The 11833-nt window shown below is 29.0% G+C and carries 13 protein-coding genes and 1 pseudogene; 10 read left to right on the forward strand and 4 right to left on the reverse strand.

The window, feature by feature from the left end; translation table 11 throughout:
* The 10 genes and pseudogenes from JOP69_RS13725 to JOP69_RS13770 all read left to right on the forward strand — a co-directional run bounded on the left by JOP69_RS13725 (position 1) and on the right by JOP69_RS13770 (position 8608).
* Positions 1–558 (forward strand): YeeE/YedE family protein, encoded by a 558-nt coding sequence (locus tag JOP69_RS13725; protein WP_203393224.1) that lies wholly within the window; start codon positions 1–3, stop codon positions 556–558.
* A 2-nt stretch (positions 559–560) separates the two neighbouring features.
* Complete coding sequence (locus JOP69_RS13730) at positions 561–974, forward strand: YeeE/YedE thiosulfate transporter family protein (protein WP_203393223.1); 414 nt, start codon at positions 561–563, stop codon at positions 972–974.
* A complete protein-coding gene (gene moaA, locus JOP69_RS13735) occupies positions 975–1967 on the forward strand; it encodes a GTP 3',8-cyclase MoaA (protein WP_203393222.1) in 993 nt (330 codons plus the stop codon). It begins immediately after the preceding gene.
* Positions 1968–2055: 88 nt separating this feature from the next.
* Entirely contained in the window at positions 2056–3243 is a 1188-nt protein-coding gene (locus JOP69_RS13740; protein WP_203393221.1) for a molybdopterin molybdotransferase MoeA, read from the forward strand.
* A 241-nt stretch (positions 3244–3484) separates the two neighbouring features.
* Positions 3485–3774: pseudogene (locus JOP69_RS13745) on the forward strand (GIY-YIG nuclease family protein).
* Positions 3775–3919: 145 nt separating this feature from the next.
* Complete coding sequence (moaC, locus tag JOP69_RS13750; protein WP_203393220.1) at positions 3920–4399, forward strand: cyclic pyranopterin monophosphate synthase MoaC; 480 nt, start codon at positions 3920–3922, stop codon at positions 4397–4399.
* Positions 4400–4680: 281 nt separating this feature from the next.
* Entirely contained in the window at positions 4681–5802 is a 1122-nt protein-coding gene (locus JOP69_RS13755) for an NTP transferase domain-containing protein (protein ID WP_203393219.1), read from the forward strand.
* A gap of 57 nt (positions 5803–5859) precedes the next feature.
* On the forward strand, positions 5860–6324 hold the full coding sequence (locus JOP69_RS13760) for a hypothetical protein (protein WP_203393218.1): 465 nt from the start codon (positions 5860–5862) through the stop codon (positions 6322–6324).
* Between the two features lie 50 nt (positions 6325–6374).
* Entirely contained in the window at positions 6375–7784 is a 1410-nt protein-coding gene (locus JOP69_RS13765; protein ID WP_203393441.1) for a PAS domain-containing sensor histidine kinase, read from the forward strand.
* Between the two features lie 50 nt (positions 7785–7834).
* Positions 7835–8608, forward strand: coding sequence for an enoyl-CoA hydratase-related protein (locus JOP69_RS13770; RefSeq protein WP_203393217.1), 774 nt, complete (start codon positions 7835–7837; stop codon positions 8606–8608).
* 90 nt (positions 8609–8698) lie between these two features.
* Here JOP69_RS13770 and JOP69_RS13775 read toward each other — a convergent pair whose 3' ends face one another.
* The 4 genes from JOP69_RS13775 to JOP69_RS13790 all read right to left on the reverse strand — a co-directional run bounded on the left by JOP69_RS13775 (position 8699) and on the right by JOP69_RS13790 (position 11811).
* Positions 8699–9283, reverse strand: a complete 585-nt coding sequence (locus JOP69_RS13775) for a hypothetical protein (protein WP_203393216.1) — start codon at positions 9281–9283, stop codon at positions 8699–8701.
* Positions 9284–9552: 269 nt separating this feature from the next.
* A complete protein-coding gene (locus JOP69_RS13780) occupies positions 9553–10137 on the reverse strand; it encodes a hypothetical protein (protein ID WP_203393215.1) in 585 nt (194 codons plus the stop codon).
* A 257-nt stretch (positions 10138–10394) separates the two neighbouring features.
* The gene (locus JOP69_RS13785) at positions 10395–10973 is read right to left on the reverse strand and encodes a hypothetical protein (protein WP_215602601.1); all 579 of its coding nucleotides are present in this window, start codon (positions 10971–10973) and stop codon (positions 10395–10397) included.
* Positions 10974–11232: 259 nt separating this feature from the next.
* Entirely contained in the window at positions 11233–11811 is a 579-nt protein-coding gene (locus JOP69_RS13790) for a hypothetical protein (RefSeq protein ID WP_215602603.1), read from the reverse strand.
* Positions 11812–11833 lie beyond the last annotated feature (22 nt).

Below are 11833 nucleotides of genomic sequence, written 5' to 3' on the forward strand. Positions count from 1 at the left end.
ATGAATTTTATATTACAACCTTGGGCTTGGTATGTGGGAGGCCCACTTATAGCTATTTCGCTATTATTATATTTTTATTTTGGTAAAAACTTTGGCGCTTCAAAAAATTTTGAAACGCTTTGTACTTTGGCAGGTGCCGATAAGTTTTCCGATTATTTTAAGAAAGATTGGAAAGATAGAGATTTTGCATTGATGTTTGTAGTTGGGTTAATTATTGGAGGTTTTATTTCTGCAAAGTATTTAATTCCCAATCAAGATATAGATTTGAACCCGAAAACGGTTAAAGAATTAACAGATTTAGGGTTTGCCAATATTGGAAATCAATATTTTCCAGATGAGATTTTTGGAGCCGAATCCTTTTTATCCATTAAAGGTTTTTTAATTTTACTAGTTTCAGGAATTCTAGTTGGTTTTGGAACTCGTTATGCTGGTGGTTGTACTTCTGGACATGCAATTACAGGTTTAAGTAGTTTGCAATTACCGTCTTTATTGTCTGTAATAGGCTTTTTTATTGGTGGTATTATTGCTACTTGGGTTATAATTCCAATTTTATTTTAGGTATGAAAAATATTAAATTTTTAGTATTAGGAATCTTTTTTGCTATTGTTCTTAGTAAATCACAGGCCATTTCTTGGTATCGTTTTTACGAAATGTTTAAGTTTCAATCTTTTCATATGTATGGAATTATTGGGGGCGCAGTTGTTATCTCTGCAATATTTATGCAATTGTTTAAAAAAGGAGTTATAAAAGATATTGATGGTAATAAAATTGTTCCAGAGAAAAAGAAAAAAGGGGTTATAAGTACTCTTTTAGGAGGAACATTTTTTGGTTTAGGTTGGGGGATTTCTGGGGCTTGTGCAGCACCAATTTTTGTGATTCTTGGGTTTAAATTAGTACCGGCAATTATTTTATTAGTTGGTGCACTTTTAGGAACATTTATCTACGGAATTTTAAGTAAAAAATTACCTAATTAAATGAGCAAACTCGTAGACAATTTTGGACGTCAAATGGAATACGTAAGATTGGCAGTAACTGATCGTTGTAATTTGCGTTGCCAATATTGTATGCCCGCTCATGGAATAGATATTGTTCCTAGGCAAGAACTACTTACTTTTAAAGAAATGTATCGCTTAATTAGGGTGTTAACAGAATTGGGTGTTAATAAAGTCCGTTTAACTGGTGGAGAACCTTTTGTTCGTAAAGATTTTGTTGGTTTTTTAGAAATGTTGTCTTATAACGATTTGTTAGAAGCAATTAATATTACTACAAATGGAGCTTTAATTTCTCATCATATTGATAAAATTGAAAAGCTAAAAAAAGTAAAAAACATCAATTTAAGTATTGATAGTTTAGATAGAGAAAAGTTTGCCAAAATTACAAGAAGAGATGTATATCCGGAGGTTTATAAAACCTTTAAGTTACTTGAAAAAAGTAGTTTGAATTTAAAACTGAATGTAGTAGTGCAATCTGGTTTTAATACGGATGAAATTGTAGATTTTGTAAGATTGACAAAAGACAAAAATGTTGCGGTTCGTTTTATTGAAGAAATGCCTTTTAACGGAAAAGGACAACGCGATATGAAAGAAAATTGGACTTTCAATAAGATTTTAAATGAAGTAAAAACGGAGTTTGATGTAAAGGAAATCCAATCAGAAAAATCATCAACTTCTAGAAATTATAAAGTAGACAACCATTTAGGAACTTTTGGGATTATTCCTGCATTTACCAGAACTATTTGTAATGATTGTAATAGAATAAGAATAACATCAACAGGAACATTTAAAAATTGTTTGTTTGATGATGGTGTTTTTAATTTAAGAGATTTTATAAGGAAAGGAGCTTCTAATGACGATTTAAAAGAACTGTTTTTAGGTTTGGTAAAACAGAAGCCTGAAAATGGTTTTATAGCAGAAGCGAATAGAAAGGATGGTGGTGCTTCAGAAAGTATGAGTACCATTGGAGGATAGCAAAAGTGTAATCGTGTAAGTGTTTAATTGTGTATACTAGGTTTAACAATTACACGATTAAGCATAAGAAAAATACAGATTTAAAATAATGATTTCAGTAAAAGAAGCTTTACAAACCATTTTAAATTCAACGCAAAATTTTGAATTGGAAGAAATTCCGTTTATAAAATCTGTAGGTAGAATTTTAAAAGAAACTATTGTTGCAGACAGAGATTTTCCACCATTTAATAGAGTTTCTATGGATGGAATTGCAATTGATTTTTTACAATTTAAAAACGGACAACGAGATTTTAAAATAGAAGGAATTCAAGCTGCAGGGAGTAAACAAATTACACTTCAAAATTCTGAAAATTGCATTGAAGTAATGACAGGAGCGGTTTTACCTAATAATGTAAATACGGTTATTAGATATGAAGATGTAGAAATTAAAAATGGAAAAGCAAGAGTGAATATAGAAACGGTCTGCGACCGTCAAAATGTGCATGCAAAAGGAAAAGATGGAAAAGTTGGAGATGTGTTGATTACAAAAAATACAATAATTTCTGCTGCAGAAATTGGTGTATTAGCAACGGTTGGTAAATCGACAGTAAAAGTTGCAAAACAACCCAAAGTAATGATTGTTTCTACAGGTGATGAATTGGTAGGTGTTGATGAGATTCCGCTCGAACATCAAATTAGAAGAAGCAACGTGTTTACATTAGTGTCTTTGTTAGAAAGATTGAATATTCCTTCAGAAACAGCTCATATTGCAGATGATAAACCTATTTTAAAGTCGAAAATAGAAAGTTACTTACAAGAATATGATGTATTGCTTTTTAGTGGAGCCGTCAGTAAAGGGAAATATGATTTTTTACCTGAAGTTTTTGATGAATTAGGCGTAGAAAAACTGTTTCATAAAGTTGCTCAAAGACCAGGGAAACCTTTCTTTTATGGTAAAACGGATATCTGTAATGTCTTCGGGTTTCCTGGGAATCCAATTTCTACTTTTGTAAATTGTTTGGCGTATTTTTATCCTTGGTATTATAAATCTATAGGAATAAAGATGGAAGCTGAAACAGCAATATTAAATGCTGATGTTTCTTTTAAACCTAATTTAACGTACTTTTTACAAGTAAAATTAAGTTCGAAGTTTGGGCATTTAATTGCCACTCCAATTAATGGAAATGGTTCTGGAGACTTAGCAAGTTTGGTAAAAACAGATGCTTTTATTCAATTACCAAATGATAAAATAGCGTTTAAAAAAGGGGAAGTTTTTCCGGTTTTAAAGTATAGGTAATTATAGCTTTTTATACACTGTCAGTTCGAGGGGATTTTGAGGTACGAAAAATTTGAATCGAGAACCTTTTTAGAAGGTGGAGATTATAAATAATTAACAAAACTTCTCGATACAAAATTCTTGAAAAAAGAATTTCACTCGAAGTGACATTGTGTTTATCTGTTTGTAATTGAAATACTGTCAGTTCGAGTGATTTCGATTTTTTATCGGAATTGTATCGAGAACATTTTAATCTAAAACCATGAAAATCTATTATGTTTATATTTTGAAATGCTCGGATAACACCTATTATACAGGTTTTACTTCAAATCTAGAGAAACGTTTTTTTGAACATCAACAAGGAAAGCATATAGAAAGTTACACATACAAAAGACAACCTTTAGAATTAGTCTTTTATTGCGAATTTACAGTTGCTGGATTTGCAATTGACACCGAAAAGCAAATAAAAAATGGTCTAAGGCTAAAAAGGAGGCATTAATTAATGATGAGTATGAAAAACTTCCTAATTTAGCAAAGAAGAAATTTAAATAATAAAAAGCTTCTCGATACAAAATTCTTGAAAAAATAATTTCATTCGAAGTGACTGTGTGTTTATCAATTTGTAATTTACATACTGTCAGTTTGAGTGATTCCGATTTTTCATCGGAATTGTATCGAGAACATATAGATATAAATAATGAGTGATTTTACCCACATAAACAAAAAAGGAAATCCTAAAATGGTAAATGTTTCTGATAAGAAAATTACCAAAAGAACGGCAATTGCAAAAGCAACGATGTTTTTAGGAAAAGAAGTCATTGCTCATTTTACAAATGATGAGTTATTTACTAAAAAAGGACCTGTTTTTCAAACGGCAATTATTGCCGGAATTCAAGGAGTAAAAAAAACATCAGAATTAATACCAATGTGCCATCCGCTATTGATTAATGGGGTAAATATTGATATCAATATTATAGATTCAGAAAGTGTTGAAGTTCTTTGTGAAGTTACAATTACAGGTAAAACCGGTGTAGAAATGGAAGCTTTAACAGGTGCAAATATTACGTGTTTAACCATTTATGATATGTGTAAAAGCATCAGTCAGAAAATGGTAATTAAAGAAGTAAAGTTATTAGAAAAAACAGGTGGTAAGTCTGATATTAAAAGCCCTTCTTAATCTTCCCGAAGGGAAGAAACACTCTTATGTTATTTTTGATATAAAAGTGAACCTGTCATTCCGAAATGAGACTTTTTAGTCGATTGAGGAATCTAATTTTTAAAGTATATATTGTAACGGTTAACTAATTCGGCACAGTTTTGTTGTTTCTTCTTAAGGGGAGACCGCATAAGATTACAAATTTTTGGAGTTCTAAATGATGAGATTTCTAGATCGCTTAAAAAAAAGCTCATTTCTAAATGACAATTGTTTTAGAAACAATAAAACAATAAAAGAATAAAATGAAAAAACATAGCAAACATACCAATTTAGAAAGAAGAGATAATGATAATTTTGCGCCCAATGAAATTGCAATTTTAGGAACAAATTGTGGAAATATTTCTGATTTAGTTCATAAGGTTTCTCAAAATTTATCGAATTATAAATTAGCTTATTTTGATGCTTCTCACGCAAAAGATGTTGCAAAAAATAAGTTGTCTGAATATGTTTTTCATCACGAAGGAAATTTACAAATAACCACTTCTGGAAATATAAATAAGTTTCAGCAACGTTTAGATTTTGCACCATTCGATTATGTTTTTATCAACGGAAATCATTATCAAGGAGCAAAGCAAATCCTAATTTTAGACGAAGCTAAAGAAGCTTCTGTATTAAAAAGATTAGAACAATTAGATCGTATTCAGTTTGTAATAAAACTAAATTCGGAATCTAAATATTTTGATTTTTTAGAGGACAAATATCCCCAGATAAAAAATATTACGTGTTACACTATTGATGAAGTTGATGCAATCTCAAATCATATTAAGAACCTAATTCAGGAAAAAATTGCTCCCGTTAAAGGATTGGTTCTCGTTGGTGGTAAAAGTACACGTATGGGGCAAGATAAATCTAAATTGGATTATTTTGGAAAGCCTCAGAAAGAAATAGTAAAAGAATTGTTAGAAAGTAACAATTTAGAAACGTTTTATTCCGTTAAACCTTTAAACGAGTCTCGAGGTGATACCGAAAAAGAAGGTGAAATCTCTGATAAGTTTATAAATTTAGGTCCGTTTGGCGGAATTTGTTCTGCTTTTCAAAAAGATCCAAATACAGCCTGGTTTGTATTGGCAACCGATGTTCCTTTTATAAATGCAACGCTTATTCAATTGCTTCTAAAACATAGAGACCCCAGTAAAGTTGCGACAGCAATTAAGGGGAAGGATAAAGATTTTCCAGAGCCTTTAATTACAATTTATGAGCCAAAAGCGTATTCTGTTTTATTACAATATTTAGCACAAGGTTATTCTTGTCCTAGAAAAGTGCTAATTAATTCGGATGTTGAAATTTTAGAAATTGATGATGATTTTATCAGAAACATAAATACTCCAGAAGAGTTTAAGGAAGCTAAAAAAGAGCTAAATTAGTTGTAAATTAGATTCTTTAAATTTTTTAGTTTACAGAACCTTAATTTTGAATTAAAAATGAAAACAAAAACTTTATTTTTCTGCACTCTTTTTGGAATTCTTTTTATGAGTTGTGAGCCTGAACTTTCTACGAAAGATTTTATGGTAGATAGTTGGGAAACTACCTATTTAAAAATAGAAATGTATACTGTTAATAAAACAGACTCTTTGCAGGTTTATGAAGATAAATTTGATGATAATCCGGAATTAGTAGCCCAATCTAAATATAATAAAGATGGTACTTTTTCGGCTTGGTTTAAAAATAAAAAAGGAGTGCAAGTTTCTAGAGCTGATGGAAAGTGGGATGTTATAGGAGATTCTTTAAAAGTAGCTTTTACTTATGGAGGTAGAGATATGAAAGTGAGTTATCATATAACAAAAACGAATGAAGGTTTTATAGGGAAAAGTAAGTATGATTGGGATGAGGATGGGGATTATGATGATTTGTTAACAATGAAAACCAAGAGAATAAAAATAGACTAGATTTGGCAATTTTAAAAAAGATATCTTTAAGAATACGTATTTTTTTATCAATGATTTTATTGGTGTTGTTGGCATCCGTATTAATTTTGGTAGTCACTATTTATCAATATGATGAACAGACAAAAGACTATAATATTCAACGTTTTGAACGTAAGGAAGCAACCACAAAAGAAACGATTGAATTAGAACTTAAAAATAAAACAACCTATCCTGTAAATACAGAAAATTTATCTAAAATATTTCAGGAGCGTATTTTTGAAATTTCGTCTATAAACAAATTGAATATTTCTTTTTACGATTTACAAGGTAATTTATTAAAATCATCCACTGCAAGTGCCTTTGAAAAAGTGGATTCAAATCCTATTCCGGTGAATGTTTTAAAGGAATTGGCAAATAATTCTAATCATAAAATATTAAAAACAAGCGAAGAAAATGGGATTAGTTTTCAATCGTCATTTTCTTTTATTCATGATCCGAAATTTAAAAGAATAGGAATATTAGAACTCCAGTTTACACAAGATAACTCAGAGATAGAACACGAATTAAGAGAATTTATGTTGAGATTAGGGGTGGTTTATATACTTATGTTCTTGATAGCTATTGCAATAGCTTATTTTTTATCAAGTTATATTACAAGGTCTATAAAAACCATTTCAGAAAAAATGCAGCAAACCCGTTTAAATAAACGGAATGAAAAAATTATTCTAGACAAGGCGAGCTCAGAAATAGAAATTTTGGTAGAGGCATACAATCACATGATTGATGAATTAGGAGAAAGTGCTGCTAAATTAGCAAAAAGTGAGCGAGAACAAGCTTGGAGAGAAATGGCAAAACAAGTAGCTCATGAAATAAAGAATCCGCTTACCCCAATGCGTTTAACCGTTCAGAGTTTTGAGCGAAGATTTGATCCTTTAGATGAAAAGGCAAAAGAGAAGTTAAAAGAATTTTCCCAAACCTTAATACAGCAAATAGATGTAATGAGTTCTATAGCTTCTGCTTTTTCTGATTTTGCAAAAATGCCAACTCAAAAGAAAGAACAAATAGAATTAATTAGTGTTGTAAAGTTTGCGCTAGATATTTTTACAGAGCGGTATATAAAATATTATCCACAAGAAGAAGAGTTATATGCTAATTTAGATAAAACTCAATTGATAAGAGTGGTAACTAATTTAGTTAAAAATGCTATTCAGGCTGTAGATAAGGAAGAAAACCCTTTAATTGAAGTTAAAATTTTCTCGGAAAATTTAAATATAGTAATTACAGTTTCAGATAATGGAAAAGGAATATCGGAAGATTTAAAAGATTTAATTTTTGAGCCTAAATTTACAACTAAATCAAGCGGAATGGGATTAGGTTTAGGTATGATAAGGAATATTATAGAGGCTTATGATGGATCTATCTCTTTTACATCTAAAGAAGGATTAGGAACTGTTTTTACTGTAGTCTTACCAAAAAGTTAATGTTAATCATCACCTAGAAATGAATAGATAGGTAACTAAATTTATAAGTAATGAAATTTGAAAATATTTTAGTTGAGAAAAAAGATAGTTTAGCTCAAATAACTATCAACAGACCAAAAAAATTAAATGCTCTAAATAAAGCTACAATTGTTGAATTAAATGCAGCTTTTGAAGATTTAGAAGATGACGAAAATATAAGAGCAATTATTTTAACGGGTAGTGGAGAAAAAGCCTTTGTTGCAGGTGCGGATATTTCTGAATTTGCAGATTTTTCTGTAGATGAAGGAGCTAGATTATCTAAACTAGGGCATCATACTTTATTTGATTATGTAGATAACTTATCTACTCCAGTAATTGCAGCTATTAATGGTTTTGCATTAGGAGGAGGTTTAGAGTTGGCAATGTCTTGTCATTTTAGAATAGCATCAGAGAATGCAAAAATGGGGCTTCCAGAAGTTTCTTTAGGTGTGATACCTGGTTATGGTGGTACGCAACGTTTGCCTCAATTAGTTGGTAAGGGTAAAGCAATGGAAATGATTATGACTGCTGGTATGATTTCTGCTGAAGATGCATATAGATGTGGGTTGGTAAATCATGTTACTGCACAAGAAGAATTAATACCGTTAGCAGAAAAAATTGCAAGTAAAATTACAAGAAATTCTTCTGTGGCAATTTCTGCAGCAATTAGAGCAATTAATGCTGGTTTTGAGGATGGAATAAATGGTTTTGATGTAGAAATAGATGAGTTTGGAGAATGTTTTGGTACTGATGATTTTGTTGAGGGTACTTCAGCTTTTTTGGATAAGAGAAAGCCAAATTTTTAAATTGGTTATAAATAAAAAAGCGAGTCTAAATTAGACTCGCTTTAAACATCAAAGTATGGCAGTAGTTTGATGAAGAAATTTATGATTATTTTATATTCTAAAGTTTTTTACATAAGACCTGTTATCAGTAAAAATTACAACTTTATACGCTCCTTTTTCAGCGTTAGATAATTTGTAAACTCTGTTTATAAGTTTATTACCTTCAACTTTTTCAGAAAGAATAACATGGTTGTCATAATATAAAGTTACTTTTAATGGTTCTTTGTTAAAAGCAATTTTAGAAATTAATACCAGATCTCCTTCTGTTCTAATTACAGGTTTAAAAATTGTTTTGTTTTCTTCTTTTAAAAAGGTAACAAAGCCCTCTTTTACCTCAATTTTCTTAACAATAATTTCAAAGTCTTTGTCTAGTTCTGTAGTGTAAATTCCATCTTCTAAGTTTGTTAAATCGAATGTTTTAGAATAGGTTCCAGAACTTTGTATGACTTGTTTATATATTGTTAATCCATATTCATTTTTAATAGTTAAAGCATGGCCTTTTTTTACAGCTTTGTATTCAAATTTAACTCTTTTTACAGCTACTTCGTTAGTAGATTTTGTGTCGTTGTTTGCGTAACTAATCAATGTTCCAAACATTAATGTTACTAATAAGATTGTTTTAATTGTGGTTCTCATTTCTTTTGATTTAAAGATTAATAACACTACAAAGATATGTTGGAAGTTCAGTTCTAAAAACATCAGAATTGGTAGGTTTGTGTCCTATTTTATCTATTATTAAAACATTAATTAAATGTTAAGGTAATTATGTATATATTTTGGTTAATTCCTTAAAATCTGTATGTTGAATGAAATAGAAAATGATTCTTTCATTAACAAAAAAACGAGTCCCAGGGGACTCGCTTTTATCATCAAAATGGCAGTAGTTTGATGAGTTCAATAGTTTTTTAGATTGTAAATTCTTTTTCATACATTTTATTGTCTGAGTAAATAACAACCTTGTATGCTCCTTTTTCTGTGTTGGTTAATTTGTAAACTCTGTTTATAAGTTTATTCCCTTCAACTTTTTCAGAAAGAATAACGTGGTTGTCATAATATAAAATTACTTTTAATGGTTCTTTGTTAAAAGCAATTTTAGAAATTAAAACCAAATCTCCTTCCGTTCTAATTACTGGTTTAAAAATTGTTTCACTTTTTTCATTTAAGAAAGTAACAAAACCATCTTTAACTTCAATTTTGTCTACAATAATTTCAAAGTCTTTTTCAAGTTCCGTGGTGTATAAACCATCTTCTAAGTTTGTTAAATCGAATGTTTTAGAATAGGTTCCAGAACTTTGTATGACTTGTTTATATATTGTTAATCCATTTTCATTTTTAATAGTTAGAGCATGTCCTCTTTTTACAGACTTGTATTCAACTTTAACTCTTTTTGCAGCTACTGCATTAGTAGATTTCTTGTTGTCGTTTGCGTAACTAATTAATGTTCCAAACATTAATGTTACTACTAAAATTGTTTTCATTATTGTTCTCATCTTTTCTTTTTTAAAGGTTAGTAACACCACAAAGGTATGGTAGTAATTAAGTTCTAAAAACATCAAAATTGGTACAATTATATGTTATATTATCACTATTGATTAGTGTTGGTTTATTATTTAGTTAAAATAGAATATAATAGTGGTAATTTTATTTATTTTAAAAAAAAGTGTTTTCAAATAAAAAGCGAGTCCTTTTGGACTCGCTTTTACGATCAAACTATAGCAGTAGTTTAATCTAACAATTAACTAAATTTTTATATTGTAAAGTTGTTGGTATAAGTTCTGTCATCAGAATTAATAACTACAGTATAATTACCAACTTTTTTTTCTGATAATTTGTACACTCTTTTTAAAAGATCGTTACCAGATATGGTTTCAGATAAAATCGTATTCCCTTTATAATAAATAACAACTTTTAAAGGCTCTTTGTTAAAAGCGATTTTAGAAACATATAATAAATGTCCTTCATTTCTGATGATTGGTTTAAATATTTTTTCATTCTTATTGTTTAAGAAAGTAACCAAACCGTTTTCAACATAAAATTGTTTAATTACAATTTCGAAGTCTTTATTTAACTCAGCAGAATAAATTCCGTTTTCTAAAGCAGAAAAATCAAATGTTCTAGAATAGTCTCCAGAATTTTGAATGTCATTATTATATACAGTTAAACCGTTGGCATTTTTAATGGTTAAAGTCTGACCTTTTTTTACATTAGCAAATTCAACCTTAACAGTTCTCTTAGCTTCTTTAGAGTTGGTATTATCTTTGTCCTTTGCGTTAGTTATTAATGTTCCGAACATTAAAGCAACTAATATTATTTTTTTAATTTTCATTTTATTTGTCATTTATATGATTAATAACACTACAAAGGTATGGTGGTAATTAAGTTTTAAAAACATCAAAATTGGTACAATTATGTGTTATATTATCACTATTGATTGATGTTAATTTATTGTTAAGTTAAAATAGCATATAATAGTGGTAATTTTATTTATTTTAAAAAAAAGTGTTTCAAATAAAAAGCGAGTCCTTTTGGACTCGCTTTTACCATTAAACTATAGCAGTAGTTTAACGAAACAATTAACTAAATTTTTATATTGTAAATTCTTTAACGTAAGTTCTGTCATCAGAATTAATAACAACTTTATAGTTTCCAGATTTTTTTTCTGATAACTTATAAATTCTTTTTAAGATATTTTCTCCTTGTATTGTGTTAGATAGAACTACTTCATTATTAAAATATATAACAACTTTTAAAGGTTCTTTGTTAAAAGCAATTTTAGAAACATATAACAAATTATTTTCAGTTCTAATTACTGGTTTAAATATTTTTTCATTCTTGTTATTTAAAAAAGTAACCAATCCGTTTTCAACGTAAAATTGTTTAATAATAATTTCGAAGTCTTTATTTAACTCAGCAGAATAAATTCCGTTTTCTAAAGCAGAAAAATCAAATGTTCTAGAATAGTCTCCAGAATTTTGAATGTCATTATTATATACAGTTAAACCGTTGGCATTTTTAATGGTTAAAGTCTGACCTTTTTTTACATTATTAAATTCAACTTTAACAGTTCTCTTAGCTTCTTTAGAGTTGGTATTATCTTTGTCGTTTGCGTTAGTTATTAATGTTCCGAACATTAAAGCAACTAATATTATTTTCTTAATTTTCATTTTATTTGTCATTTATATGATT

It is taken from the genome of Polaribacter sp. Q13, from assembly GCF_016858305.2.
Taxonomy (GTDB): domain Bacteria; phylum Bacteroidota; class Bacteroidia; order Flavobacteriales; family Flavobacteriaceae; genus Polaribacter.

Bases quoted from the DNA above. Each gene is read 5' to 3' on its own strand.
- moaA (WP_203393222.1), top strand. From the start codon at position 975: ATGAGCAAACTCGTAGACAATTTTGGACGTCAAATGGAATACGTAAGA.
- JOP69_RS13785 (WP_215602601.1), bottom strand. From the start codon at position 10,973: ATGAAAATTAAAAAAATAATATTAGTTGCTTTAATGTTCGGAACATTA.
- JOP69_RS13740 (WP_203393221.1), top strand. From the start codon at position 2,056: ATGATTTCAGTAAAAGAAGCTTTACAAACCATTTTAAATTCAACGCAA.
- JOP69_RS13760 (WP_203393218.1), top strand. From the start codon at position 5,860: ATGAAAACAAAAACTTTATTTTTCTGCACTCTTTTTGGAATTCTTTTT.
- JOP69_RS13770 (WP_203393217.1), top strand. From the start codon at position 7,835: ATGAAATTTGAAAATATTTTAGTTGAGAAAAAAGATAGTTTAGCTCAA.
- JOP69_RS13755 (WP_203393219.1), top strand. From the start codon at position 4,681: ATGAAAAAACATAGCAAACATACCAATTTAGAAAGAAGAGATAATGAT.
- JOP69_RS13765 (WP_203393441.1), top strand. From the start codon at position 6,375: ATGATTTTATTGGTGTTGTTGGCATCCGTATTAATTTTGGTAGTCACT.
- JOP69_RS13775 (WP_203393216.1), bottom strand. From the start codon at position 9,283: ATGAGAACCACAATTAAAACAATCTTATTAGTAACATTAATGTTTGGA.
- JOP69_RS13730 (WP_203393223.1), top strand. From the start codon at position 561: ATGAAAAATATTAAATTTTTAGTATTAGGAATCTTTTTTGCTATTGTT.
- JOP69_RS13725 (WP_203393224.1), top strand. From the start codon at position 1: ATGAATTTTATATTACAACCTTGGGCTTGGTATGTGGGAGGCCCACTT.
- JOP69_RS13790 (WP_215602603.1), bottom strand. From the start codon at position 11,811: ATGAAAATTAAGAAAATAATATTAGTTGCTTTAATGTTCGGAACATTA.
- JOP69_RS13780 (WP_203393215.1), bottom strand. From the start codon at position 10,137: ATGAGAACAATAATGAAAACAATTTTAGTAGTAACATTAATGTTTGGA.
- moaC (WP_203393220.1), top strand. From the start codon at position 3,920: ATGAGTGATTTTACCCACATAAACAAAAAAGGAAATCCTAAAATGGTA.